A 26,073-nucleotide genomic window follows, 5' to 3' on the forward strand; every position below is an offset into this window, starting at 1 on the left:
CTTAGTGGTTTATATCTTGCCCAGTAGTAGCAGGACCAACAGCACCACCAATACCACACCGATGATACCGGACGGGCCGTAACCCCAACTTCTGGAGTGGGGGAAGACTGGGAGACCACCGATCAGCAGGAGGATCAGGATAATGATAAGTATTGTGCCCATTGTAGATTTCCTTATTGGTCAGTTCTGGAGTGATGCAACTTCCAACTACCAGCGCGCATGCGTTAAATCCGGGCGGCTTAATAAGTCCGACCGTCGCGCCTTGTAAAAAATTCAAAGTTTTTATACGGCTACGGTTTGCCTTCGCCATTCAGCAATCTGATGGAGCGTGGGTCTGTTGAACGCCTTCGCTACACTCGACCCATCTCTCCCGGAACAACAAGGCTGTTTGCTATGCAAAATCGCATGATGATCACTGGTGCGGGCTCCGGCCTGGGTCGCGAAATCGCGCTGCGCTGGGCCCGCGAAGGATGGCGCTTGGCCTTATCGGATGTCAGCGAGCCAGGCCTTGTGGAAACCCTCAAGTTAGTGCGTGGTGCTGGTGGCGACGGCTTCATCCAGCGTTGCGATGTGCGCGACTACAGCCAGTTGACTGCGTTCGCCCAGGCCTGCGAAGAGAAGTTCGGCGGTATCGATATCATCGTCAACAATGCCGGCGTCGCCTCGGGCGGCTTCTTCAGCGAACTCTCCCTGGAGGATTGGGACTGGCAGATCGCAATCAACCTGATGGGCGTGGTCAAGGGCTGCAAGGCGTTCCTGCCGCTGCTGGAAAAGAGTCGCGGCAAGATCATCAACATCGCTTCCATGGCAGCCCTGATGCAGGGCCCGGCCATGAGCAACTACAACGTGGCCAAGGCGGGTGTCGTGGCGCTCTCGGAAAGCCTGCTGGTGGAGCTGGCGCAGCAGGAAATTGGCGTACACGTGGTGTGCCCGTCATTCTTCCAGACCAATCTGCTGGACTCCTTCCGCGGTCCGACCCCGGCCATGAAAGCCCAGGTTGGCAAGTTGCTGGAAAGCTCACCGATCAGCGCCACGGATATTGCCGACTACATCTACCAGCAGGTCGCCCAAGGTGAGTTCATGATCCTGCCCCACGAACAGGGACGCATGGCTTGGGCCCTCAAGCAGAAGAATCCCCAGTTGTTGTACGACGAAATGACCGTCATGGCCGACAAGATGCGCGCCAAGGCCCGGCAAAACCACAATTGACCTGGCTGCCCGATGTCCTCAGGATGGCGCCATTCGGCCTTCCTGATGGACATCTGCATGCTCAATTACCTGTGGTTTTTTCTCGCCGCGCTGTTTGAGATCGCTGGCTGCTACGCCTTCTGGATGTGGCTGCGCCAGGGCAAGAGCGCCTGGTGGATCGCCCCGGCGTTGCTCAGCCTCACGTTGTTCGCCCTGTTGCTGACCCGCGTCGAAGCGACGTACGCCGGGCGCGCCTACGCCGCCTACGGCGGTCTCTATATCATTGCCTCCATTGGCTGGCTGGCGGTGGTGGAGCGGGTCCGGCCACTGGGCTCCGACTGGATTGGCGTGGCGCTCTGCGTGTTGGGGGCGAGTGTGATTCTGTTCGGGCCGAGGCTCTCGGCGCCCTGAAATAACGGTCGGTCCGACAGGGTTTTGCAGGAAGTTTCCGTCAGTCACGAGAACTTTGCTTGTAGGGCCTTACTGAATTCTCGCGGGTGTCTTGAGAACAGGAAACAGGCCGGGCATGGTCAGGGTCCAGACATTCTTAAGGACAAGAACCATGCTTGTATTAAGCCGCGCTGTAGGTGAGTTGATTTCCATCGGTGACGATATTTCCGTCCGTGTGCTGTCGGTCAGTGGCGGCACGGTGCGTTTTGGCGTGGAAGCGCCACGGCACGTCGATGTCCATCGCTCCGAAATCTACGACAAGATCCAGAAGAAAAAGGCCCATGCCACCCGCAAGGCCTGTTCAGTCGAATAGGTGTTTGGGCACGTCGTGCTTGAGCATCAGTTGGCACTGTTCACTTTCGGGGTCGAAGACGATCAACGCCTGGCCTTTGGTCAGGGCTTGCCTGACCCGCAGAACCCGCGTTTCCAGGGGCGTGTCGTCACCATTGTCGGTGCCGTCGCGGGTCACGAAATCCTCGATCAGGCGGGTGAGCGTATCGACTTCGAGTTGATCGTGGGGGATGAGCATGGGGTACCTCGGCTAGACAATAGGGCGATGCTACGGCCAACGGGCTTTTGCGGCTAGCCTTGGGTTCTATGGGGCTGTTCTGGCCCCATCGTGAGCAAGCTCCCACAATGGCGCACCCTGTGGGAGCGAGCTTGCTCGCGATGGCAATAGCCCAGTCAGTGAAGTGTTGGATCAGCTATCGGAGCGCTGTCCCACCAGGCTATCCACCGGCGGCACCCGGGTATCACTTTCCATCTGCGTATCGTGTTCGATCTGATGACTGAAGCGGTCCAGTGAGCCTTGGGCTGGTTGCGCGTCGCTGGCGAACACCGGCGGGCTGAGGATGTAGGCGCCGAGCAGGCGGCTGAGGGCGGCCAGGCTGTCGATGTGGGTGCGTTCGTAGCCATGGGTGGCGTCGCAGCCGAAGGCGAGCAGGGCAGTGCGGATATCGTGGCCGGCGGTGATGGCCGAATGAGCGTCGCTGAAGTAGTAGCGGAACAGGTCGCGGCGTGCCGGTACCTCGTTCTCCTTGGCCAGTTTCAACAAATGCCGCGACAGGTGATAGTCGTAGGGGCCTCCGGAGTCCTGCATGGCCACGCTGACAGAATGTTCGCTTGAGTGCTGGCCAGGGGCGACGGGCGCGATGTCGATGCCGACGAATTCACTGACGTCCCAAGGCAATGCGGCCGCTGCACCGCTGCCGGTTTCCTCGGTGATGGTGAACAGTGGGTGACAATCGATCAGCAGTTCTTCGCCGCTGTCGACAATCGCCTTGAGCGCCGCCAGCAGCGCCGCGACCCCGGCCTTGTCGTCCAGGTGCCGGGCGCTGATGTGGCCGCTTTCGGTGAATTCCGGCAAAGGATCGAAGGCGACGTAGTCGCCGATGCCTACACCCAGGGTTTCGCAATCGGCGCGGGTGGCGCAATAGGCGTCCAGGCGCAGCTCGATGTGGTCCCAACTGATGGGCAGTTCATCCACGGCGGTGTTGAATGCGTGTCCGGACGCCATCAATGGCAGCACGCTGCCACGGATCACGCCGGTGTCGGTAAACAGGCTGACCCGGCTGCCTTCGGCAAATCGGCTGGACCAGCAACCCACCGGGGCCAGGGTCAGGCGGCCGTTGTCCTTGATGGCCCGCACCGAGGCACCGATGGTATCCAGGTGCGCCGACACGGCCCGGTCGGGGCTGCTCTTGCGGCCTTTGAGCGTGGCGCGGATGGTGCCACGGCGGGTCATTTCAAAATCGATACCCAGCTCTTCGAGCCGCTCGGCGACATAGCGCACGATGGTGTCGGTAAAGCCGGTAGGGCTGGGAATGGCGAGCATCTCCAGCAGGACCTTTCGCAGGTATTCGAGATCCGGTTCGGGAATTTTACTGATCATGGAAACTCCTCACGGAACATTGAGTTGAAGTACGGAAACCCTGTGGCGAGGGAGCATGCTTGCGCTGGACTTTGTAGGAGCTGGCGAAGCCTGCGATCTTTTGATCTTTTGATCTTTCGCTTGAGATTCAAGTGTTCTTGGAAGGATCGCAGCCTCGTTGCACTCGACAGCTCCTACACAGCTCCTACACAGCTCCTACACAGCTCTTGCACAGTTCTTACGTCGCAGCTCTGCGCGAGCAAGCTTCTTCGGCACAGAAGAAGAGCTAGGCCACCACCTGGCTATGGGGAAACAACAAATCCACAAAGCGTTCGGCGGTGGGTTGTGGTTCGTGATTGGCCAGGCCTGCGCGTTCGTTGGCTTCGATGAACACGTACTCGGGTTGATCGGCCGCCGGCACCAACAGGTCGAGGCCGACCATGGGGATGTCCAGTGCCCGCGCGGCGCGCACCGCCGCATCTGCGAGGGTCGGATGCAGGATCCCGGTGACATCCTCCAGCACGCCGCCGGTATGAAGGTTCGCCGTACGCCGCACGAACAGATGCTCCCCAGCGGGCAGCACGCTGTCGTAGTCGAACCCTGCTGCGCTGAGCGTGCGCAGGGTTTCGGCATCCATCGGGATTTTACTTTCGCCGCCCGTGGCCGCTTGCCGTCGTCGGCTCTGGGCTTCGATCAATGCGCCAATGGTGTGCCGGCCATCGCCGATCACCTCCGCCGGCCGCCGGATCGCCGCCGCCGCCACTTCAAAGCCGATCACCAGGATGCGCAGGTCCAGCCCCTCGTGGAAACTTTCCAGCAGGACCTGGCTGTCGAACTGCCGGGCCGCTTCGATGGCACTCTGCACCTCCTCGATGGTGCGCAGGTCTACCGCCACGCCTTGGCCCTGTTCACCGTCCAGCGGCTTGACCACCACCCGTTCGTGCTCGTCGAGAAACGCCAGGTTGTCATCGGCATTGCCCGCCAACTGTTGGGCCGGCAGGTTCAGGCCGGCGTTTTTCAGCACTTTGTGGGTCAGGCTTTTGTTCTGGCACAGGGTCATGCTGATGGCGCTGGTCAGGTCGCTCAAGGATTCGCGGCAGCGCACCCGGCGGCTGCCGTGGACCAGGGTGAACAAGCCGGCCTCGGCATCGTCCACCTGCACGTCGATGCCTCGACGGTGAGCCTCTTCGACAATGATTCGCGCATAAGGATTGAACTGCGCTTCGGGGCCTGGTCCCAGGAACAACGGCTGGTTGATGCCGTTCTTGCGTTTGATGGCGAAGGTCGAGAGATTGCGAAAGCCGAGTTTGGCGTAGAGGTTTTTCGCCAGGCGATTGTCATGCAACACCGACAGGTCGAGGTAACTCAAGCCACGGCTCATGAAATGCTCGATGAGGTGACGTACCAGCACTTCACCCACGCCGGGCCGTGGGCATTGCGGGTCTACGGCCAGGCACCAGAGGCTGCTGCCATTTTCGGGGTCGTTGAAGGCTTTCTGGTGATTCAGGCCCATGACGCTGCCGATCACCGAACCGGTATCGTCATCTTCGGCCAGCCAGTAGACCGGGCCACCCTCATGACGCGGGGTCAGGCGCAGCGGGTCGATGGGCAGCATGCCACGGGCTTGGTAGAGCTGGTTGATGGCCTGCCAGTCGGTCTCGCCCTGGGCCCGGCGAATCCGAAAGCCGCGGAACACCCGTGTGGCCTGGCGATAGTCGCTGAACCAAAGGCGCAAGGTGTCGGATGGATCGAGGAACAGTTGTGCCGGTTCCAGCCCCAGCACTTGCTGGGGCGCGGCCACGTACAAGGCGATGTCGCGTTCGCCGGGTTGTTCGTTGAGCAGTTCCCGGGCCAGGCTTGCCGGGTCCGGGAAGGTGTGGCCGATCAAAAGTCGGCCCCAGCCGCAATGCACCGCGATCGGGTCGGCACCCAATTCGCTGCCGTCTTCGGCCAGGCGTGCCTGCAGGCGTTCGTAGGAGGGCGCCTGGCCGCGCAAGAGGCGTTGGTTGTGAACGGTTGCATGAGGTTTCATCGATCAGATTCCTTGCTCGCTGAGCCACAGGTTCAGCGCCGCCAGTTGCCACAGCCGCGATCCGCGTAATGGCGTGAGCTGGCCATTGGGGTCGGTCAGCAGGCGGTCGAGCATGGAGGGGTTGAACAGGCCGCGGTCCTGGCTCGGATCCAGCAGCAGCTCGCGGACCCAGGCCAGGGTATTGCCTTCCAAGTGCTTGAGGCCTGGCACCGGGAAATAGCCTTTCTTGCGGTCGATCACCTCGCTGGGGATCACTCGCCGGGCGGCTTCCTTGAGCACCTGCTTGCCGCCATCGGGCAGCTTGAATTTCGCCGGGACCCGGGCCGAGAGTTCCACCAGGCGGTAGTCCAGGAAGGGCGTGCGCGCTTCCAGGCCCCAGGCCATGGTCATGTTGTCGACGCGCTTGACCGGGTCGTCCACCAGCATCACGGTGCTGTCCAGGCGCAGGGCCTTGTCCACCGCGGCATCGGCACCGGGCTGGGCGAAATGGTCTTTGACGAAGTCGCCGGCCGCATCGTTGGCCGTCAGCCATTTGGGCTGCACGGTGGCGGCATATTCTTCGTAGCTGCGGTCGAAGAAGGCGGCGCGATAGGCCGCGTACGGATCGCTGGCGCCATCGACCTGCGGGTACCAGTGATAACCGGCGAACAGCTCGTCGGCGCCCTGGCCGCTCTGCACCACTTTGCAATGCTTGGCCACTTCCCGCGACAGCAGGTAGAAGGCGATGCAGTCGTGGCTGACCATCGGCTCGCTCATGGCACGGAACGCTGCCGGCAGTTGCTCGATGATCTCTTTCTCGTCGATGCGCAGTTGGTGGTGGCGGGTGCCGTAGTGCTTGGCGATCAGGTCCGAATACTGGAACTCGTCACCGCGCTCGCCACCGGCATCCTGGAAACCGATAGAGAAGGTCGACAGGTCTTCTACGCCGACTTCCCGCAGCAGGCCCACGAGCATGCTCGAATCCACGCCGCCGGAAAGCAGCACGCCGACATCCACGGCGGCGCGTTGGCGAATGGCGACCGCTTCACGGGTGCTGTCGAGCACGCGGTCGATCCAGTCTTCCAGATTCAGGTGCTGTTCATCGGCCCGGGGGCCGTAGGGCAGGGTCCACCAGGTTTTCTGCTCGGTGCTGCCGTCGGCTTCGATGCGCATCCAGGTGGCGGGCGGCAGTTTTTCAACACCGGCCAGCAAGGTACGGGGCGCCGGGACTACCGCGTGGAAATTCAGGTAATGGTTGAGGGCCACCGGGTCGAGCATCGGGTTGATATCGCCGCCCTTGAGCAGCGCCGGCAATGCCGAGGCGAAACGTAGCCGCTGGCCGGTGCGCGACAGGTACAGCGGCTTGACGCCGAGGCGGTCGCGGGCGATGAACAGCCGCTTGGCATCGCGTTCCCAGATGGCGAAGGCGAACATGCCGTTGAGCTTGGGCAGCAGCGCTTCGCCCCAGGCGTGGTAGCCCTTGAGCAGCACTTCGGTGTCGCCACCGGAATAGAAGGTGTAGCCCAGGCCTTCGAGCTCGCTGCGCAGTTCCGGGTAGTTGTAGATCGCGCCGTTGAAGGCCAGGGACAGGCCCAGTTGATTGTCGATCATCGGCTGGGCCGAGCCGTCCGACAGGTCCATGATTTTCAGGCGCCGATGGCCCAGGGCAATCGGCCCCTGGCTATGAAAGCCCCAGGCGTCGGGGCCGCGAGGGGCCAGGTGATGGGTGATTCGCTCTACGGCCGCAAGGTCCGCAGGTTGTTGATCGAAACGTAACTCTCCAGCTAATCCGCACATAAGTCCTTACCGGTTTTTCCGTTGGGGAGGGGTCAAGCATACACGCCGAAAGAGCGGGTATCCTGAAACTGACCAAGGGGATCGCTGTGAGTTTTAGATCAATGCGTTATAAGCCGGCGGGTAGGGCCTTGCCCCGAATCAATGCCCGCAACGCAAACCGGTTCGGATGGCAGGCTTCGGCCACGCTGCGGGGCAGTGGCAGGGGTTCGTTGTCCAGCCAGGCGGCGATCAGTTCGCCCGACAGGGGGGCGGTGATCAGGCCGCGGGAGCCGTGGCCGCTGTTGATGTACAGGCCGTCGAGCCACGGGCACGGGGTGTCTGGCACCTGGCGGGCGTCCTTGCCCAGGGCCGCATAGGCCTCGGAAAAGGCCTGGCGGTCCGCTAATGGGCCGACGATCGGCAGGTAATCCGGGCTGGTGCAACGGAACGCCGCACGGCCTTCGAGGCGTTCCGGGTCCAGGCTGCCAGCGTTCAGGCGGTCCACCAGGTCGTGGGAGATTTCTTCGAGCATCTGCAGGTTGCCGGCGTGCTCGGCGGCCGTGGGCGTCAGGTCGTCGCTGTTGAAATCGAAACTGGCGCCCAAGGTGTGTTCGCCCAGCCGTGGCGGGGCCACATAACCTTCGGCGCAGACCACGGTTGCCAGGCTCTGGCTGCGGGCGGTTTGCGGCAGCCGGGTGATTTGCCCGCGAATGCGCTTGAGCGGCAAGTCGGTGGCCGGTTCGAAACGTTTGATCTCGGCGGCACTGGCCAGGATCGCCACCGGCGCGCTGGCCAGGCATCGTTCGCCGTCCCATGCCTGCCACTGGCCGTTCACGCGGCGCAGTGACAACACTTCATGGTGGGGCTGGACGTCAATCGTCGTGCCCGAGGCTTGCCAGCGACACAGCGCCGGTGGATGCACCCAGCCGCCCTCGGGATAAAACAGACCACCACAGGCCAGGCCGATGCCGGACCGCACCTGCGCCTCGGACTGCTCGAGGGTGTGCAGCAAATCCCCTGGGAACGCCTCGGCCAGTTGCGCCTGACGCTCGGCTTCCTTGCTGTTGAAGGCCAGTTGCAAGACGCCGCAGGCGTCCCAGTCAATGCCGCGTTGCAGTTGCTCCAGCACGCGCCGGGTGTAGCCGAAGCCGCTGAGGATCATCTGCGACAGCGCCGTGCCATGGGCCGACAGCTTGAGGTACAGCACACCCTGAGGGTTGCCGGAGGCTTCCTCCGCCAACCCGGCGTGACGCTCCAGCAGCGTCACCTGCCAGCCACGTGCGGCGAGGCTGGCGGCGCTGGCACAACCGGCCAGGCCGCCGCCGATCACCAGTGCCCGGCGTTCGCCGGTTTGCGGCAGGGGGCGGGCGTACCAGGGTTTTGCCGGAGACGGCATGGGTGTCTGCTCCGGCCAGCCGAGAAACACACCGCGCAGGATTTCCCATTTATGGCCGATGCCCGGCGTGCGCTTCATCTTGAAGCCCGCCGCGTTCAGCAATCGCCGGACCCAACCGGTGCTGGTGAAGGTGCTGAGGGTGGCGCCGGGCGCTGCCAACCGGGCCAGTTCGGCGAACAGCTCGGCGGTCCACATCTCGGGGTTCCTGGCCGGCGCAAAACCGTCCAGGAACCAGGCGTCGATCTGCCCGTCCAGCTGCGGCAACTGCTCCAGGGCATCGCCGATCAACAAGGTCAGCGTCACCCGTCCGTTCGCCAAGACCAGGCGTTGGAAACCCTGGTGGATCGCCACGTACTGCTCAAGCAACTGCTCCGCCTGAAGGCGCAGTTGCGGCCACAGGGCCAGGGCCCGGCCCAGGTCCTGGGGGCTCAAGGGGTACTTCTCGACACTGACGAAATGCAGCCGGGCGCCTGTCGGTGCGCACTGTTCGAACAGTTGCCAGGCACAGAGGAAATTCAAGCCGGTGCCAAATCCGGTTTCGCCGATCACCAGCCGCCCGTCATCGGCCAGGGCCGCGAAACGCTCGGCCAGGTTGTTCTGCTCAAGGAACACATAACGGGTTTCTTCCAGCCCCGACTGGTCGGAAAAATACACATCGTCGAATACCCGCGATCGCGGGCGACCCTGATCATCCCAGTCGAGTTGGGCGTGTTGCTGGATGGGCGTCATGGCAGGCTCGGTCAAAACTGAGCGGCCATTCTAGCCGATCGATTGCCGATTGCTGCCGTGCATACACATCTGTAGCTGTCGAGTGCAACGAGGCTGCGATCTTTCCCCAGGCAATTGAGTCCCAAGCGAAAGATCAAGATCAAAAGATCGCCGCCTCGCTTCGCTCGGCAGCTCCTACACGCAATCACACGAGCCGCAGCCAATCCGCTAATCTTGGCCCATCCCCGGAAGGAGCTGCCCATGTTTGAATCCGCTGAAATCGGTCATGTCATTGATAAAGACACCTTCGAGGCCGAGGTGCCGGCCCTGCGTGAAGCGCTGCTCGAAGCTCAATTCGAGCTGCGGCAGCAGGGCCGGTTCCCGGTCATTGTGCTGATCAACGGCATCGAAGGTGCGGGCAAGGGCGAGACGGTGAAGTTGCTCAACGAATGGATGGACCCGCGGCTGATCGAGGTGCGCACCTTCGACCAACAGACCGACGAGGAACTGGCGCGGCCTCCGGCATGGCGCTATTGGCGGATGCTGCCAGCCAAGGGGCGCATGGGAATTTTCTTCGGCAACTGGTACAGCCAGATGCTGCAGGGCCGGGTTCATGGTGAGTTCAAGGACCCGCGGCTCGACCAGGCGATTGCCGGTGCCGAGCGCCTGGAAAAAATGCTCTGCGACGAAGGCGCGTTGATCTTCAAGTTCTGGTTTCACCTGTCCAAGAAACAGATGAAGGCCCGGCTCAAGGGGCTCAAGGATGACCCGCTGCACAGCTGGCGCATCAGCCCGCTGGACTGGCAGCAGTCCCAGACCTACGACAAGTTCGTCAAATACGGCGAGCGCGTATTGCGCCGCACCAGTCGTGATTACGCGCCGTGGCATGTGATCGAAGGCATGGACAGCTGTTATCGCAGCCTCACCGTCGGACGGATCCTGCTCGACGGCTTGCGACAGGCCCTGGACCGGCCGAAGGTCAGGCCGCAAAAGGTCAGTGTGGCGCCGCTGCCGGCGCTGGACGGCCAGGTCACGCTGCTCGACAGCCTGAACATGACCCTGCGCCTGGACAAGGCCGATTACGAAGAACAACTGATCACCGAGCAGGCGCGGTTCTCCGGCTTGCTGCGGGACAAACGCATGCGCCGGCACGCCTTGGTGGCGGTGTTCGAAGGCAATGATGCGGCAGGCAAGGGCGGGGCGATCCGGCGGGTCGCGGCCGCCCTGGACCCGCGTCAGTACAGCATCGTGCCAATTGCCGCACCCACTGAAGAGGAGCGCGCGCACCCCTACATGTGGCGGTTCTGGCGGCATATTCCCGCGCGGGGCAAATTCACCATGTTCGACCGCTCCTGGTACGGCCGGGTGCTGGTGGAGCGGGTCGAAGGTTTTTGCAGCCAGGCCGACTGGCTGCGGGCCTACGGAGAGATCAACGACTTCGAAGAGCAGATTGCCGATGCCGGCGTGGTGGTGGTCAAGTTCTGGCTGGCCATCGACAAGGAAACCCAACTGGAGCGTTTCCAGGAGCGCGAGGAGATCCCGTTCAAGCGTTTCAAGATCACCGAGGATGACTGGCGCAACCGCGACAAATGGGGCGCTTACCGCGCTGCGGTGTGTGACATGGTCGACCGGACCAGCACCGAGATTTCCCCTTGGACATTGGTGGAAGCCAACGACAAGCGCTGGGCGCGGGTCAAGGTGTTGCGCACCCTCAACGAGGCGCTGGAGGCCGCTTTCGAGCGTAGCGCAAGACAGGCTCGCAAGAAGAAGCGCTAGGGCGATGGGGACGCATACGCGGGGTGAATGATTGTCGCGGTCGGTTATGCAGTGGATTTATGCTCGATTCACTCTCAACCGACTAAAACAATGAGGTACAGCCATGCGTGAAGTGGTGATCGTCGACAGCGTGCGGACCGGCCTGGCCAAGTCCTTTCGCGGCAAGTTCAACATGACCCGTCCAGACGACATGGCGGCCCATTGTGTCGATGCCTTGCTGGCGCGCAACGACATCAACCCGGCCAGTGTCGAGGATTGCATCGTCGGGGCCGGGTCCAATGAAGGTGCCCAGGGCTACAACATCGGGCGCAACGTGGCGGTGCTCTCGCGCTTGGGCATCGGCACGGCCGGCATGACCCTCAACCGCTTCTGTTCCTCGGGCCTGCAAGCCATCGCCATCGCCGCCAACCAGATCGCTTCAGGTTGCAGCGACATCATCGTGGCGGGCGGCGTGGAATCCATCAGCCTGACGATGAAAAGCGTCAACACCGACCACCTGATCAATCCGCTGCTCAAGGAGCAGGTGCCCGGGATCTATTTCCCCATGGGCCAGACGGCCGAGATTGTCGCCCGTCGTTATCAGGTCAGCCGCGAGGAACAGGACCGCTACGCCTTGCAGAGCCAGCAGCGCACCGCCAAGGCCCAGGCGGCCGGGTTGTTCGATGACGAAATCATCCCGATGGCGGTCAAGTACCGGGTCGAGGACAAGAACACGGGTGCTGTGCAGATCCTCGACGGTGTGGTCGATCGCGACGATTGCAATCGCCCGGACACCACCTACGAAAGCCTGGCCGGACTGAAACCGGTGTTCGCCGAGGACGGTTCGGTGACGGCGGGCAACTCGTCGCAGTTGTCCGACGGGGCCTCGATGACCTTGGTGATGAGCCTGGAGAAAGCCCTGGCGCTGGGCCTCAAGCCCAAGGCGTTTTTCCGTGGCTTCACCGTGGCCGGTTGCGAGCCGGACGAGATGGGCATTGGCCCGGTGTTCTCGGTGCCCAAGCTGCTCAAGGCCAAGGGGGTGCAGATCGCCGATATCGACCTGTGGGAACTCAACGAGGCTTTCGCTTCCCAATGCCTGTACAGCCGCAACCGGCTGGAAATCGATCCCGAGAAATACAACGTCAACGGCGGCTCGATCTCCATCGGCCATCCGTTCGGCATGACCGGCTCGCGGCAAGTGGGGCATCTGGTGCGCGAGCTGCAACGACGCAACCTGCGCTACGGCATCGTGACCATGTGCGTGGGCGGTGGGATGGGGGCTACGGGGTTGTTTGAGGCGGTGAGATAATCACGAGCTTATGGCGTCAGAAGCTTTTGTGGCCAAAGAATGCTCCTGCTTGGCTTTGTAGGAGCTGGCGAAGCCTGCGATCTTTTGATCTTTTGATCTTTTGATCTTTCGCTTGAGATTCAAGTGTTTTTGGAAAGATCGCAGCCTCGTTGCACTCGACAGCTCCTACACAGCTCCTACACAGCTCCTACACAGCTCCTGTGCAGTTCGGGCACGGCGGCGCGGGGGCTACCGATGAATAAGGCTCAGCTGGCAACCTGAGTCAGACGCTGCATCCGCTGGATATACGCTGCTATCTCCACTTCTGCCGCCTCGCGGGTGGCGAACGGACCTTCCTGGGTGCCCTCGCGCGTATTGAAATAAAACTCGCCGTTAACCCGGCAGATCCGGTCACTGCGAAAAATGGTCGTAGGGGCGGGATCCAAGGCGCGTTTTCCAAGCATGTCGGGTCTCCAGAGTGCAGCAAGGTCTGTTTCAAATGAGCATATGTGTTGTCCCTGATTCCCGCCTGTCCAGCCGATCGACGGCTACGACCCATACAATCCCATGGGCGGCCTCTGCTCAACTGTCCCTGTGTCGTGGCGCAATAGACGCCTAGAATGGAAGTCCTTTGTCTTGGGCTTCGAGGGTTGCATGCACATATCGTCCGGTCGCTGGGTCTACGGCCTGTTCCTCGCCCTGTTGACTGCCCTGCTCTGGGGAATCCTGCCGATCAAGCTCAAGCAAGTGCTGCAAGTGATGGACCCGGTCACCGTGACCTGGTTTCGCTTGCTGGTGTCCGGCGGTTTGCTGTTCATCTATTTGGCTGCCACCCGGCGCCTGCCCAGTCGCAAGGTCCTTGGGCCGCGTGGCGGCTGGCTGGTGGCGATGGCGGTGCTGGGGCTGGTGGGCAACTACGTGTTGTACCTGATGGGCCTGAACCGCTTGAGCCCTGGCACCGCGCAACTGGTGGTGCAGATGGGGCCGATCATGTTGCTGGTCGCCAGCCTGTTCGTGTTCAAGGAGCGCTTCAGCGTGGGGCAGGGCATCGGCCTGCTGGTGCTGCTGATCGGTTTTACGCTGTTCTTCAACCAGCGCCTGGGCGAGTTGCTGACGTCCCTGAGTGACTACACCACCGGGGTGCTGATGGTGTTGCTGGCGTCGACAGTCTGGACATTTTATGCCCTGGGCCAGAAGCAATTGTTGACGGTGTGGAATTCGTTGCAGGTGATGATGGTGATCTACCTGTTCTGCGCGTTGCTGCTCACGCCCTGGGTGCATCCGTTGGAGGCGCTGCAATTGAGTCCGTTGCAAGGCTGGTTGTTGCTTGCGTGTTGCCTCAACACGCTGATTGCCTATGGCGCGTTTGCCGAAGCCTTGGCCCATTGGGAGGCGTCGCGGGTCAGCGCGACCCTGGCGATCACACCGCTGGTGACGTTCGCAGCAGTGGCGATGGCGGCCTGGTGGTGGCCTGATTATGTTCATGCCGAGCAGATCAATCTGCTGGGGTATGGCGGGGCGGTGCTGGTGGTGCTGGGGTCGGCGCTGGTTGCCCTGGGCCCGTCGCTGATCGCCGGGCTCAGGGCCCGACGCGAGCGTTTGGCGGTCGGGCCTTAAACCGCGTTATCGTTCTTCGCGAGCAGGGGGCGGCGTTAACCCTGGCTACCCGCCTCCAGCATATTCTCCGGCCGCACCCAGGCATCGAACTCTTCATCGGTCAGGTACCCCAGTTGCAGCGCCGCCTCACGCAGGGTCAACCCTTCGCCGTAGGCTTTCTTGGCGATTTCCGCAGACTTGTCGTAGCCGATGTGCGGGTTCAGCGCAGTCACCAGCATCAACCCGCGCTCCAGGTGCGCGGCCATTTGCACGGCATCCGGCTCGAGCCCGGCGATGCAATGCTGCTGGAAGTTGCTGCAGCCATCGGCCAGCAGGCGAATCGATTGCAGCAGGTTGTGGATGATCACTGGTTTGAACACGTTCAACTGCAAATGCCCCTGGCTGGCGGCAAAGCCGATGGTCACGTCGTTGCCCATGACCTGGCAGGCCAGCATGGACAAGGCTTCGCACTGGGTCGGGTTGACCTTGCCAGGCATGATGGAACTGCCCGGCTCGTTGGCCGGCAGTTTCACCTCGGCAAACCCCGCCCGTGGCCCAGAGCCCAGCAGGCGCAGGTCGTTGGCGATCTTCATCAAGGTCACGGCGAGGGTTTTCAGTGCGCCGGACAGGGACGTCAGGGGTTCATGGCCGGCCAGCGCGGCAAACTTGTTCGGCGCGGTGACGAACGGCAGGCCCGACAGCGCCGCCAGTTCAGCGGCAATCGCTTCGCCGAAACCGTGGGGTGAATTGAGCCCGGTGCCGACCGCCGTACCGCCCTGGGCCAGTTCGCAGACCGCCGGTAGCGCGGCGCGGATCGCCCGTTCGGCGTAATCGAGTTGGGCAATGAACGCCGACAGTTCCTGGCCAAAGGTGATCGGCGTGGCATCCATCATGTGGGTACGGCCGGTCTTGACCAGTTTCATGTGGCGCGCCGCCAGTTCCGCCAGGCCGCCGGACAGCTCACTGATGGCCGGGAGCAATTGCTGGTGGACGGCCTGGGCCGCGGCAATGTGCATGGCGGTGGGGAAACAGTCGTTGGAACTCTGGGAGCGGTTGACGTGGTCGTTGGGGTGCACCGGGGTCTTGCCGCCGCGGGGGTTGCCGGCCAGTTCGTTGGCGCGCCCGGCGATCACCTCGTTGACGTTCATGTTGCTCTGGGTTCCGCTGCCGGTCTGCCAGACCACCAGCGGGAATTGGTCGTCATGCTGGCCGGCCAGGACTTCGTCGGCGGCCTGTTCGATCAGGCGCGCGATGTCGGCGGGCAAGTCGCCATTGCGGTCATTGACCCGCGCGGCGGCTTTTTTGATCAGCGCCAGGGCGTGCAGCACCGACAGCGGCATGCGTTCGTTGCCAATGGCAAAGTTGATCATGGAGCGCTGCGTCTGGGCACCCCAGTAGGCTTCATCCGGGACTTCAACCTGGCCAAGGCTGTCGGTTTCGATACGGCTCATCGGGTCAAACTCCTGTAGGTCTGAATGCGCAGTTTAGGCCCTGAAGGGCGACACGGGTTCCCTCAATCGTTTTTCGATCGGTCCGGCCCGTCAATCGGACGCGCAGAGTAATGGGGTTGAGGGCCGGCGTTTATTAGGCGCAGAATGATCGCCCTTGGGGTTCTACCTCGCCTGTAATCAAAGGAAACTCGATGACCCGTCTTCGTGCCATCTGTACCGCAGTTGCTCTGGTGTGTGCCAGCGGTCCTGTTTTTGCCGATACCGCCAGCCACAACGCCAGTGCCGAAGAGTTCCTGACCCTGGCGCACGCTGACAAACTGGGTACCCCGGTGTACATGCAAGTGCAGCAGATGTTTGCCCAGCGCTTTGAACAGACCAAGGCCCCCGAGTCGAAGAAAGCCACCCTCGAAACCTACCAGGCCAAGGCCAACGCCGCGCTGGACCAGGCCATCGGCTGGAAGAAGCTCAAGCCTGACATGGTCAAGCTCTATACCTCCAACTTCAGCGAGCCGGAACTCAAGGAGCTGGTGTCCTTCTACCGCTCGCCCCTGGGCAAGAAAGTCCTGGAGAAAATGCCTCAACTGACCCAGCAATCGGCCCAACTGACCCAGGCCAAGCTTGAAAGCGCGGTCCCGGTGGTCAACAAGCTGCTGGCGGACATGACGGCCGAGCTCGAGCCCAAAGCCGCCGCCCCAGCCAAGAAAAAGCCGTAAGCGGAGCCTGGTATGAGCATGCAACAACGCATCGAATCGACACTCGGGCTCTTGCAGCCTGAGCACTTGCAAGTGCTGGATGAAAGCCACATGCACAGCCGTGGCCTGCAGACCCACTTCAAGGCCGTGGTGGTCAGCCAGCAATTCGAAGGGCTCAATCGCGTCAAGCGTCATCAGAAGGTCTACGGCACGCTGGGCGAGCTGATGGGTGAGTTCCACGCGTTGGCACTGCACACCTACACCCCCGAAGAATGGGCCCAGATCGACGCGGCCCCAGCTTCCCCGACGTGTGCCGGTGGCAGCAAGCACTGATCGATAGGGCGTGAGGCTTTTTGTGGCGGGGGCTGTAGGAGCTGTCGAGTGCAACGAGGCTGCGATCTTTCTCCTTGCACTTGAATCTCGAGCGAAAGATTAAAAGATCGCAGGCTTCGCCAGCTCCTACAGAGCAGCCGGGAGCAAGCTCCCTCGCCACGATAAGCGCTTCGCTCCAGGGCACTTCGCTCCTAAAGCCACATTGTTTTTGTTAGAATCCGCAACGCGCCTTTCACCCGGCGCGTTTTTTTTTCGCATCCGGTTCACCCTTTACGAGGGTAGCCACCTGGAGAAACACCCATGACACAACCCATTGTCGTGGCGGCACTGTACAAGTTCGTCACCCTTGAAGATTACGTCGAGCTGCGTGAGCCCTTGCTCAAGGCCATGCTCGACAACGGCATCAAAGGCACATTGCTGATTGCCGAAGAAGGTATCAACGGTACGGTTTCCGGCACTCGCCAAGGCATCGACGGCCTGCTGGCCTGGCTCAAGAACGATCCGCGCATGATCGACATCGACCATAAAGAGTCGTACTGCGATGAACAGCCGTTCTACCGCACCAAGGTCAAGCTCAAGAAAGAAATCGTTACCCTCGGCGTCGAAGGCGTGGACCCTAACAAGCAGGTCGGCACCTATGTCGAACCACAGGACTGGAACGCGCTGATCAGCGATCCGGAAGTGCTGTTGATCGACACCCGTAACGATTACGAAGTGTCCATCGGCACCTTCGAAGGCGCCATCGACCCCAAGACCACCAGCTTTCGTGAGTTCCCTGAGTACATCAAGGCCAACTTCGACCCGGCCAGGCACAAGAAAGTCGCGATGTTCTGCACCGGCGGCATTCGTTGTGAAAAAGCCTCCAGCTACATGCTCGGCCAGGGTTTCGACGAGGTCTATCACCTCAAGGGCGGCATCCTGAAATACCTCGAAGAGGTCCCTCAGGAAGAAACCAAGTGGCGCGGCGACTGCTTCGTGTTCGACAACCGCGTCACCGTCCGCCACGACCTCAGCGAAGGGGACTACGATCAATGTCACGCTTGTCGTACCCCGGTGAGCGTGGAAGACCGTGCTTCGGAGCACTATGTGCCGGGCATCAGTTGCCCGCACTGCTGGGATAAACTGAGCGAGAAAACCCGTCGCAGCGCCATCGACCGACAGAAGCAGATCGAGTTGGCCAAGGCTCGCAACATGCCGCATCCGATCGGCTACAACTATAAGCAAACATCTTCCGAGGCTTGAATCATGGCGTCACGCCTGCTCTATGTGATGGACCCGATGTGTTCTTGGTGCTGGGGCTTTGCGCCAGTGGCCGAGGCGTTGGTAGAGCAGGCGCAGGCCGCGGGGGTGGAGTTGCACCTGGTGGTGGGCGGTTTGCGCACCGGCAGCGGTTCGGCGCTGGAGCCGACCACCCGGCGCTACATTCTTGAGCACTGGCAGGCCGTCACCCAGGCCACCGGCCAGCCCTTCACGCTTGAAGGCGCGTTGCCGGACGGTTTTGTCTACGACACCGAGCCTGCCTGCCGGGCACTGGTGACGGCCCGCAGCCAGGCCCCTGACTTGGCCTGGAAGTTGGTGAAGCTGATCCAGCAGGCTTTCTATGTGCAAGGCCGCGACGTGACCCACGCCAGCGTCCTTGTTGAGTTGGCCGAACAGGCCGGGCTGCCACGCATCGAATTCGCCGCGACCTTCGACCGCGCCGATCAACATGCGGCTACCGCTGCGGACTTCACCTGGGTGCAGGACTTGGGCATTGCCGGGTTCCCCACACTGTTGGCCGAGCGTGATGGCCAGTTGGCCTTGCTGACCAACGGTTACCAGCCCTTGAGCCAACTGTCGCCTTTGCTTGGCCGCTGGCTGGAGCGCGCGGCCTGTGCCTGACCGGCCGCCAGATCCATCGGCCTCGCAGCGCATCGACCGGTTGAGCTGGGCAGAAATCCGTCGCCTGGCCCTCAAGCATAGAAAAGCCTTGTGGATCGCCAACGGCGTGGCCGTGCTGGCGACGCTGTGCAGCGTACCGATCCCGTTGCTGTTGCCCTTGCTGGTGGATGAAGTCTTGCTGGGGCATGGCGATGCGGCCCTGAAAGTCATGAACCAGGCGTTGCCCATGGGCTGGCAGCGCGCTGCCGGCTATATCGGGCTGATGTTGCTGGTGACCCTGACCCTGCGCTGTGGCGCCTTGCTGTTCAACGTGGTGCAGGCGCGTTTGTTCGCCCGCTTGGCCAAGGACATCGTCTATCGCATTCGCATCCGCTTGATCGAACGTCTCAAGCGCATTTCCCTGGGCGAGTATGAAAGCCTGGGCAGTGGCACCGTGGCGGCCCACCTGGTCACCGACCTGGACACCCTCGACAAATTCATCGGCGAAACCCTCAGTCGTTTCCTGGTGGCGATGCTGACCCTGGTGGGCACTGCCGGGATCCTGGTGTGGATGCACTGGGAGCTGGCGCTGCTGATCCTGCTGTTCAACCCGCTGGTGATCTACGCTACGGTGCAGTTGGGCAAGCGGGTCAAGCACCTCAAGAAACTGGAGAACGACAGCACCTCGCGTTTCACCCAGGCCTTGACCGAAACCCTGGATGCCATCCAGCAAGTGCGCGCCGGTAACCGCCAGGGGTATTTCCTTGGCCGCTTGGGGATGCGCGCCAAGGAGGTCCGCGATTACGCCGTGAGTTCGCAGTGGAAAACCGACGCCTCGAACCGCGCCAGTGGTTTGCTGTTCCAGTTCGGCATCGATATTTTTCGCGCGGCGGCCATGCTCACCGTGGTCTTTTCCGACCTGTCCATCGGCCAGATGCTGGCGGTGTTCAGCTACCTCTGGTTCATGATCGGGCCGGTCGAGCAACTGTTGAACTTGCAGTACGCCTATTACGCCGCCGGCGGTGCCTTGAACCGGATCAATGAACTGCTGGCCCGGGCCGACGAGCCGCAGTACGCGGGCGGCATCGATCCGTTCAAGGGCCGTGACACCGTGGGCATCGAGATTCAGGGGTTGAGTTTCGGGTACGGCGAGGAACTGGTGCTCAACCAGTTGAACCTGTCCATCTCGCCGGGCGAGAAAGTCGCCATCGTCGGCGCCAGCGGCGGTGGCAAGAGCACCCTGGTGCAGTTGTTATTGGGGCTGTACACGCCACAGTCGGGCAGCATTCGCTTCGGTGGTGCCACGCAACAGGAGATCGGCCTGGAGACCATCCGGGAGAATGTTGCAGTGGTGTTGCAACATCCAGCGCTGTTCAACGACACGGTACGGGCCAACCTCGCCATGGGCCGTGAATGCAGTGACGACGACTGCTGGCGGGCACTGGAAATCGCCCAGCTCGATGTTACCGTGCGGGCGCTGCCCCAAGGCCTGGAAAGCGTCGTGGGGCGTTCCGGGGTGCGGCTGTCGGGTGGGCAGCGTCAACGGCTGGCCATCGCCCGCATGGTACTGGCCGACCCACGGGTGGTGATTCTCGACGAAGCCACCTCGGCCCTGGACGCCGCCACCGAGTACAACCTTCACCAGGCACTGGCGCGTTTTTTGAGCGCCCGCACCACGCTGATCATCGCCCACCGGCTCTCGGCGGTAAAACAGGCCGATCGGGTGTTGGTGTTCGACGGTGGGCAGATCGCCGAAGACGGCGACCATTTGCAACTGATTGCCGAAGGTGGCCTTTACGCTCGACTCTACGGTCATTTGCAACAGATTCAGCAGCCTTGAGTTTCCTGCGCTTTTCTGCGCTTAGTATCGGAAAAAAGCAGGCAAGCACGCCGATTTTTCCGAATTCCACGCAAAGTCTATCGATCTGTTCATCCATTCATTCGAAGGGTTGAAAACTAGCCTAGGCTATTGAGTCAGGAGCGGAATTCTGGCGGGTGTTCGTCCGGCAATACCTGTGTGCAAGGGACCTCATGAAGCAAAAGCAGACTCTCGGAACACCACGGCTGCTGGGCATCGTCTGGCCCTTTATCGCCGTCGTGCTATTTCAGGCATTGCTTGGCGGCGTCAGCCTTTATGTGTTGTCCGCCGTTCGCGGCTATGTGGCGGGGGAGAGTCTCTGGTCCAAGGGCCAGAAAGACGCCATCTATTACCTCAACCTCTACGCCGACAGCCGCGACGAGGCGATTTTCCGCAAATACCAGCAAGCCATCGCCGTCCCTGAGGGCGGCCATGAATTGCGGGTGGCGCTGGACCGCGAACCGCCGGATCTCGAAGCAGCACGGGCCGGGATTCTCCAAGGTGGCAACCATCCTGATGACGTGTCCAGCGTGATCTGGTTGTACCTCAATTTTCGCCACTTCAGTTACCTGGAAGAGGCCATTGATCTCTGGACGGTGGGCGACGGCTACCTGATCGAGCTGGATAACGTCGCCCAGCAGATGCACAGCAGCATTTCCGCAGGCCAGGCGTCGGAGGTGGATATCCGCGGTTGGAAGGCGCAGATTTTTGCGATCAACGACTCCGTCACTCCGGCTGCCAAGGCATTCAGCGATGCACTGGGCGAGGGCTCGCGTTTCATCTTGCGGCTCTTGCTGGTGACCAATTTCGCCACGGCCCTGGGGTTGATCGTCCTGGCGTTGTTGCGGACCCATAAATTGCTGGCCCAGCGGCAGGTGTTCGCCAATGCGCTGCAGATGGAGAAAGAGCGGGCGCAGATCACCCTGCAATCCATTGGCGATGGGGTCATCACCACCGACGTCGAGGGTGCCATCGCCTACATGAACCCCGCTGCCGAAGCGATGACCCACTGGAAGGCTGAACACGCCACCGGCTTGCCCCTGGCCGCGCTGTTCAATTTGCTCGATGACAATGCCCAGAGCGAGGGGTTGACCCTGATCGAGCACATTCTCAGTGGTCGGCTCAGCGGTGCCAGTGAACATTCGAAGTTGATCCAGCGCCTGGATGGCAGCACCGTGTCGGTCACCCTGGTGGGCGCGCCGATCCGTCATGCAGGCAAGGTCAGCGGCGCCGTGCTGGTGTTGCATGACATGACCCAGGAACGCCAATACATCGCCAACCTGTCGTGGCAGGCCACCCATGACGCCCTGACTGGCCTGGCGAACCGCCGGGAATTCGAGTATCGCCTCGAGCAGGCCTTGCACAACCTCACTCGCCAGGTCGGGCGCCATGCCTTGATGTTTCTCGACCTGGACCAGTTCAAGCTGGTCAACGACACCTGCGGTCATGCAGCCGGTGACGAATTGTTGCGTCACATCTGCGCCTTGCTGCAATCAGGGCTGCGGGAAAACGACACCCTGGCCCGGCTGGGCGGGGATGAATTCGGGATCTTGCTGGAGAACTGTTCACCGGAAGCGGCGGAAAAGATCGCCGAAGGGCTGCGCCAGACCGTGCAGAACCTGCACTTTGTCTGGAAGGGCCGGCCGTTCGTCACCACCGTGAGCATCGGCCTGGTGCATATCGCCCAGACGCCGACGACCCTGGAGGCGTCCTTGCGGGCTGCCGACATGGCCTGCTACATGGCCAAGGAAAAGGGGCGCAACCGGGTCCAGGTCTATCATGCCGACGACTCGGAGCTGTCCCTGCGCTTTGGCGAGATGGCCTGGGTCCAGCGCCTGCACATGGCCCTGGAGGAAAACCGCTTCTGCCTCTATGCCCAGGAAATCGCCGCGCTGGGCCCGGGCGACCACGGCGGCGGGCACATTGAAATCCTGCTGCGCCTGCATGACGAAGCCGGACGGATGATCCTGCCGGACAGTTTCATTCCCGCCGCGGAACGCTATGGCCTGATGACCTCCCTGGACCGCTGGGTGGTGGAGAATGTCTTCAAGATCATCCGCCAGTGCCTGAATGATTCCCGACAGGGGCCCATGGCCATGTGTGCGATCAATCTGTCAGGCACGACTATCGGAGATCAGGCGTTCCTCGACTTCCTGCGTAAACAGTTCGCGGCTTATTCGATTCCGCCAGAAATGATTTGTTTTGAAATTACAGAAACCAGCGCTATTTCGAATTTGGGCAGTGCGATCCGCTTTATCAATGAACTCAAGGGCTTGGGGTGCTATTTCTCGCTGGATGACTTTTGCGCCGGAATGTCTTCATTCGCTTACCTGAAACATTTACCTGTAGACTTCCTGAAGATCGACGGGAGTTTCGTAAAGGATATGCTGGACGACCCGATTAACCGTGCAATGGTCGAAGTGATCAATCACATCGGCCATGTCATGGGTAAGCGCACGATTGCCGAGTTTGTTGAAACCGCCCAGATCGAGCAGGCATTGCTTGAGATAGGGGTGGACTACGCTCAGGGGTATGTGATCGAACGCCCGCAATTGTTTACCTGCGACACGTTGCAATGTCGGCCGGCCCGGCCCCAGCCGTTGTTATTCAAGGCCCCCGGCACGTTCCGCTGAACCTCTTGTTGATCCGGAAAATCACAATCAAAAGGAGCCCGACAGTGATCGACACATTCAACCGAACAGGCCCGCTCATGGACGCCACGAGCTATCCGAAATGGGCACAGCAGCTCATTACCGATTGCAGCGAGAGCAAGCGCCGGGTTGTCGAACACGAACTGTACCAGCGCATGCGCGACAACAAGCTCAGCGCCAAGACCATGCGCCACTACCTCATTGGTGGTTGGCCGGTCGTCGAACAGTTCGCTTTATACATGGCACAGAACCTCACCAAGACTCGTTTTGCCCGCCACCCCGGCGAGGACATGGCGCGTCGTTGGCTGATGCGTAACATTCGTGTCGAACTCAACCATGCCGACTACTGGGTCAACTGGAGCGCCGCCCATGGCGTGACCCTCGAAGACCTGCAAGCCCAGCATGTGCCGCCTGAGCTGCATGCCTTGAGCCACTGGTGTTGGCACACCAGTTCCTCGGACTCGCTGATCGTGGCCATTGCCGCGACCAACTATGCCATTGAGGGGGCCACGGGCGAGTGGTCGGCGCTGGTGTGTTCCAGCGGTGTGTATGCGGCCGCTTTCGCCGAGGAAGACCGCAAGCGAGCCATGAAATGGCTGAAGATGCACGCCCAGTATGACGATGCCCATCCTTGGGAAGCCCTGGAAATCATCTGTACGCTGGCGGGAATGAACCCGAGCAAGGCCCTGCAAACGGAGCTGCGCCAGGCCGTGTGCAAGAGCTATGACTACATGTACCTGTTCCTGGAACGTTGCATGCAACTGGAGCAGTCGGAGACGGTGAGCAAGTCCTCATCCACCCGCGAGCGCCTGGCATTGGCGGAAAGCTGATTTGCATCGCTGCGGATAGGTAACCCAGTGTGGGAGCGAGCCTGCTTGCGAAGAGGTCTGACAGTCGACGGGGAGGTTGACTGCCAGACCGCTATCGCGAGCAAGCCCGCTCCCACAGGGATTTCTGTGTTCTTGGCGTCTGTGGCTGTTTTCAGCCTGCCATTGCCAGTCGATTACGTCCTTCGCGCTTGGCCACGTACAGTGCGCTGTCGGCCCTTCTCAGCAGGCTTTCCGATGATTCCCCCGGTAGCAGGGTGGCGCAACCCAGGCTGACCGTCAGCTCGATCCTTGTGCCAGCGGCGAAATAGTCCTGGGTCTGGGCGGCGTTACGTAGCCGTTCACCGACCATGGCTGCAGCATCCCGGCTGGTATTGGCCAGCAGGATCAGAAACTCTTCACCGCCGAACCTGAACACCATGTCCACGTTGCGCAGCTGGCTCTTGATCGACTCGGCCACGGCCTTGAGCACTTCGTCGCCAACGCCGTGACCATGGCTGTCGTTGATGCGCTTGAAATGATCGATATCGAGCATCAGCACCGACAAGGGTTGCGAATGACGCTTGGCCATGTCGATTTCACGCATCAGTGTCTGGTCCATGGCGATGCGGTTGCCGGTACCGGTCAGCGGATCGCGCAGGGCGCTTTGCGTGGCGGCGCGGTAGAGCAGCGCGTTGCGCATTGGATACAGCAGCGTCGACATGATGGATTCAAGGTCGCTCTGTTCCGCTTCGGTGAAGCGCTGGTTGCGACGAAATACCAGTTCACCCAGGTGCTCGCCTTCATGGCTGAGGTTATAGGTGAGGGTGTGATGCCCGCGTTGCCCGAACTCCAGGCGCAGATCACTGGATTTGTGCTGGTAGGCCAACGCATCCAGGGGCACCAGTCGCTGGATTTCGCGGAAAAACAGACCGAGGATTCGCTGTGGCTCCAGACTGGTCTGCAGTTGCAGGCTCAGTTGCTGACGCAATTGCGAAAGACTGACGGAGCGTGCCGCGAGCGGCGATGGCTGGCCAAGACCCAGACGCTTCAATTTGGCGCTGTCGAAGTCAATCGCGTTGATCTGGGTGGGCGTTTTCATATGGCGTTAGCCCCTAAGCTAAATCTGTCCTGGCAGGTTGGGTGTGGCGGCTTTGGGCTGCGCGTCTTACTGGTCCTTCAGTCCCGTAGGGCAATTGAGCTAAGTTTAGTCCGCTTTCCCTGTCAGGCATAAACCCCGTCTCAATGTCCGTTACCCGCCGAACATGGCGTGTTTGAGGATATTTAGAGCGAAAGTCGTGCCATTCGGTTCACTTCAATAAAAACTGATTAGCAATCAATGTATTAATGGCCGGTCGCGACATTTCCAGCGCCGTGGGTTTGGCGGTTCGCCTGGTTGGGCATCGAATAAGGCCGGCGTCGCGACGGTAAGTCGCCGCGACGCAGGCCGGGGCCCTTATTGCGCGTTGAACGCCTGGCCATTGACGCCGGAACTGTCCGGGCCCATGAGGTACAGGTAGACCGGCATGATCTGCTCGGGTGTCGGATTGTTGAGCGGATTTTCCCCCGGGTAGGCCTGGGCGCGCATGCTGGTGCGGGTGGCGCCGGGGTTGATGCTGTTGGCGCGCACGGCGGCGACGGTGTCGACTTCGTCGGCCAAGGTCTGCATCAGCCCTTCGGTGGCGAATTTGGACACGCCGTAGGCGCCCCAATACGCCCGGCCCTTGCGCCCGACGCTGCTGGAGGTGAACACCACGGACGCATCCTTGGACAACTTGAGCAAGGGCAGCAAGGTGCTGGTGAGCATGAACATCGCATTGACGTTGACGTGCATCACCCGCATGAAATTCTCACCGGACAACTGTTCCAGGGGGGTACGCGGGCCGATGATCGAGGCGTTGTGCAGCAGGCCGTCCAGATGACCGAACTCGGTTTCGATCATGGCCGCCAGTTCATCGTACTGATGAGGCAGCGCGGTTTCGAGGTTGAACGGGATCACCGCTGGCTGCGGATGACCGGCCGCTTCGATTTCATCATAGACCTGGGTCAGGTTGGCTTCGGTCTTGCCCAGCAGCAGCACGGTGGCACCGTGGGCAGCGTAGGCTTTCGCGGCAGCGGCACCGATCCCGCGACCGGCGCCGGTGACCAGAATCACCCGGCCATTGAGCAGGTCGGGGCGGGCGGAATAATCAAACATAAAAGAACCTCAGAAAATCAATCTGTTGGCAGAAGCTGTTGTGGCGAGGGGATTGATCCCTGCTATGTGGGGGCAGGCTGTGGGAGCAAAGCTTGCTCGCGAAACAGGCGCCTCGATTCCTGAAAGACCGTATTGCCTTCATCGCGGGCAAGCCTTGCTCCCACATGAATTCCTTCACTACAACCAC

At 61.4% G+C, this 26,073-nt stretch carries 23 protein-coding genes; 13 read left to right on the forward strand and 10 right to left on the reverse strand.

Annotated elements, in window-relative coordinates; all coding sequences use genetic code 11:
* Positions 1-9: 9 nt before the first annotated feature.
* Positions 10-162 (reverse strand): DUF3309 family protein, encoded by a 153-nt coding sequence (locus AC09SL_RS00485; RefSeq protein WP_003183939.1) that lies wholly within the window; start codon positions 160-162, stop codon positions 10-12.
* A 231-nt stretch (positions 163-393) separates the two neighbouring features.
* On the opposite strand from AC09SL_RS00485, the gene AC09SL_RS00490 reads away from it, so the two are divergent.
* The 3 genes from AC09SL_RS00490 to csrA all read left to right on the forward strand — a co-directional run bounded on the left by AC09SL_RS00490 (position 394) and on the right by csrA (position 1,951).
* A complete protein-coding gene (locus AC09SL_RS00490; protein ID WP_058545023.1) occupies positions 394-1,209 on the forward strand; it encodes an SDR family oxidoreductase in 816 nt (271 codons plus the stop codon).
* Positions 1,210-1,266: 57 nt separating this feature from the next.
* On the forward strand, positions 1,267-1,599 hold the full coding sequence (locus tag AC09SL_RS00495; protein WP_058545031.1) for a YnfA family protein: 333 nt from the start codon (positions 1,267-1,269) through the stop codon (positions 1,597-1,599).
* Between the two features lie 151 nt (positions 1,600-1,750).
* Positions 1,751-1,951: a carbon storage regulator CsrA gene (gene csrA / locus AC09SL_RS00500; RefSeq protein WP_003199177.1), complete on the forward strand. Its 201-nt coding sequence runs from the start codon at positions 1,751-1,753 to the stop codon at positions 1,949-1,951.
* Here the strand turns inward: csrA and AC09SL_RS00505 are convergent.
* The 5 genes from AC09SL_RS00505 to mnmC all read right to left on the reverse strand — a co-directional run bounded on the left by AC09SL_RS00505 (position 1,940) and on the right by mnmC (position 9,420).
* A complete protein-coding gene (locus AC09SL_RS00505) occupies positions 1,940-2,167 on the reverse strand; it encodes a YheU family protein (RefSeq protein ID WP_003199186.1) in 228 nt (75 codons plus the stop codon). The genes csrA and AC09SL_RS00505 overlap by 12 nt on opposite strands.
* A gap of 171 nt (positions 2,168-2,338) precedes the next feature.
* A complete protein-coding gene (locus AC09SL_RS00510) occupies positions 2,339-3,529 on the reverse strand; it encodes an osmoprotectant NAGGN system M42 family peptidase (RefSeq protein WP_058545022.1) in 1,191 nt (396 codons plus the stop codon).
* A gap of 265 nt (positions 3,530-3,794) precedes the next feature.
* Positions 3,795-5,540 carry an N-acetylglutaminylglutamine synthetase gene (ngg, locus tag AC09SL_RS00515; protein WP_058545021.1) on the reverse strand — a complete coding sequence of 582 codons (1,746 nt, stop codon included), beginning with the start codon at positions 5,538-5,540 and terminating at the stop codon, positions 3,795-3,797.
* Positions 5,541-5,543: 3 nt separating this feature from the next.
* Positions 5,544-7,316 (reverse strand): N-acetylglutaminylglutamine amidotransferase, encoded by a 1,773-nt coding sequence (locus AC09SL_RS00520; RefSeq protein WP_058545020.1) that lies wholly within the window; start codon positions 7,314-7,316, stop codon positions 5,544-5,546.
* Between the two features lie 106 nt (positions 7,317-7,422).
* Positions 7,423-9,420, reverse strand: a complete 1,998-nt coding sequence (mnmC, locus tag AC09SL_RS00525) for a bifunctional tRNA (5-methylaminomethyl-2-thiouridine)(34)-methyltransferase MnmC2/FAD-dependent 5-carboxymethylaminomethyl-2-thiouridine(34) oxidoreductase MnmC1 (protein WP_058545019.1) — start codon at positions 9,418-9,420, stop codon at positions 7,423-7,425.
* A gap of 240 nt (positions 9,421-9,660) precedes the next feature.
* Here mnmC and pap point away from each other — a divergent pair, with 240 nt between their 5' ends.
* Together pap and AC09SL_RS00535 are read left to right on the forward strand one after the other, a co-directional pair.
* Positions 9,661-11,175: a polyphosphate:AMP phosphotransferase gene (gene pap, locus AC09SL_RS00530; protein ID WP_058545018.1), complete on the forward strand. Its 1,515-nt coding sequence runs from the start codon at positions 9,661-9,663 to the stop codon at positions 11,173-11,175.
* A 103-nt stretch (positions 11,176-11,278) separates the two neighbouring features.
* Positions 11,279-12,463, forward strand: a complete 1,185-nt coding sequence (locus AC09SL_RS00535) for a thiolase family protein (protein WP_058545017.1) — start codon at positions 11,279-11,281, stop codon at positions 12,461-12,463.
* Positions 12,464-12,708: 245 nt separating this feature from the next.
* Here the strand turns inward: AC09SL_RS00535 and AC09SL_RS00540 are convergent, their stop codons facing one another.
* Positions 12,709-12,906: a DUF6316 family protein gene (locus tag AC09SL_RS00540; RefSeq protein ID WP_058545016.1), complete on the reverse strand. Its 198-nt coding sequence runs from the start codon at positions 12,904-12,906 to the stop codon at positions 12,709-12,711.
* Between the two features lie 190 nt (positions 12,907-13,096).
* Here AC09SL_RS00540 and AC09SL_RS00545 point away from each other — a divergent pair, with 190 nt between their 5' ends.
* Positions 13,097-14,059 (forward strand): DMT family transporter, encoded by a 963-nt coding sequence (locus AC09SL_RS00545; protein ID WP_058545015.1) that lies wholly within the window; start codon positions 13,097-13,099, stop codon positions 14,057-14,059.
* A 35-nt stretch (positions 14,060-14,094) separates the two neighbouring features.
* Here AC09SL_RS00545 and AC09SL_RS00550 read toward each other — a convergent pair whose 3' ends face one another.
* Positions 14,095-15,489: a class II fumarate hydratase gene (locus tag AC09SL_RS00550; RefSeq protein ID WP_058545014.1), complete on the reverse strand. Its 1,395-nt coding sequence runs from the start codon at positions 15,487-15,489 to the stop codon at positions 14,095-14,097.
* A gap of 191 nt (positions 15,490-15,680) precedes the next feature.
* On the opposite strand from AC09SL_RS00550, the gene AC09SL_RS00555 reads away from it, so the two are divergent.
* The 7 genes from AC09SL_RS00555 (at position 15,681) to AC09SL_RS00585 (ending at position 23,713) form a co-directional block, all read left to right on the forward strand.
* Positions 15,681-16,202 carry a DUF2059 domain-containing protein gene (locus AC09SL_RS00555; RefSeq protein WP_058545013.1) on the forward strand — a complete coding sequence of 174 codons (522 nt, stop codon included), beginning with the start codon at positions 15,681-15,683 and terminating at the stop codon, positions 16,200-16,202.
* Positions 16,203-16,214: 12 nt separating this feature from the next.
* Complete coding sequence (locus AC09SL_RS00560; protein WP_014337210.1) at positions 16,215-16,514, forward strand: BolA family protein; 300 nt, start codon at positions 16,215-16,217, stop codon at positions 16,512-16,514.
* 300 nt (positions 16,515-16,814) lie between these two features.
* On the forward strand, positions 16,815-17,756 hold the full coding sequence (gene trhO / locus AC09SL_RS00565) for an oxygen-dependent tRNA uridine(34) hydroxylase TrhO (protein WP_058545012.1): 942 nt from the start codon (positions 16,815-16,817) through the stop codon (positions 17,754-17,756).
* A 3-nt stretch (positions 17,757-17,759) separates the two neighbouring features.
* Entirely contained in the window at positions 17,760-18,395 is a 636-nt protein-coding gene (locus AC09SL_RS00570; RefSeq protein WP_058545011.1) for a DsbA family protein, read from the forward strand.
* On the forward strand, positions 18,388-20,214 hold the full coding sequence (locus AC09SL_RS00575) for an ABC transporter ATP-binding protein (protein WP_058545010.1): 1,827 nt from the start codon (positions 18,388-18,390) through the stop codon (positions 20,212-20,214). The genes AC09SL_RS00570 and AC09SL_RS00575 overlap by 8 nt, the downstream gene beginning before the upstream one ends.
* A 191-nt stretch (positions 20,215-20,405) precedes the next feature.
* Entirely contained in the window at positions 20,406-22,865 is a 2,460-nt protein-coding gene (locus AC09SL_RS00580) for an EAL domain-containing protein (protein ID WP_058545009.1), read from the forward strand.
* 77 nt (positions 22,866-22,942) lie between these two features.
* Complete coding sequence (locus tag AC09SL_RS00585; protein WP_217501146.1) at positions 22,943-23,713, forward strand: iron-containing redox enzyme family protein; 771 nt, start codon at positions 22,943-22,945, stop codon at positions 23,711-23,713.
* 151 nt (positions 23,714-23,864) lie between these two features.
* On the opposite strand, the gene AC09SL_RS00590 is transcribed toward AC09SL_RS00585, so the two are convergent.
* Together AC09SL_RS00590 and AC09SL_RS00595 are read right to left on the reverse strand one after the other, a co-directional pair.
* On the reverse strand, positions 23,865-24,791 hold the full coding sequence (locus AC09SL_RS00590) for a GGDEF domain-containing protein (protein ID WP_058545007.1): 927 nt from the start codon (positions 24,789-24,791) through the stop codon (positions 23,865-23,867).
* Positions 24,792-25,145: 354 nt separating this feature from the next.
* The gene (locus tag AC09SL_RS00595; protein ID WP_064106896.1) at positions 25,146-25,886 is read right to left on the reverse strand and encodes a YciK family oxidoreductase; all 741 of its coding nucleotides are present in this window, start codon (positions 25,884-25,886) and stop codon (positions 25,146-25,148) included.
* Positions 25,887-26,073 lie beyond the last annotated feature (187 nt).

The organism is Pseudomonas sp. PF05 (genome assembly GCF_056521845.1).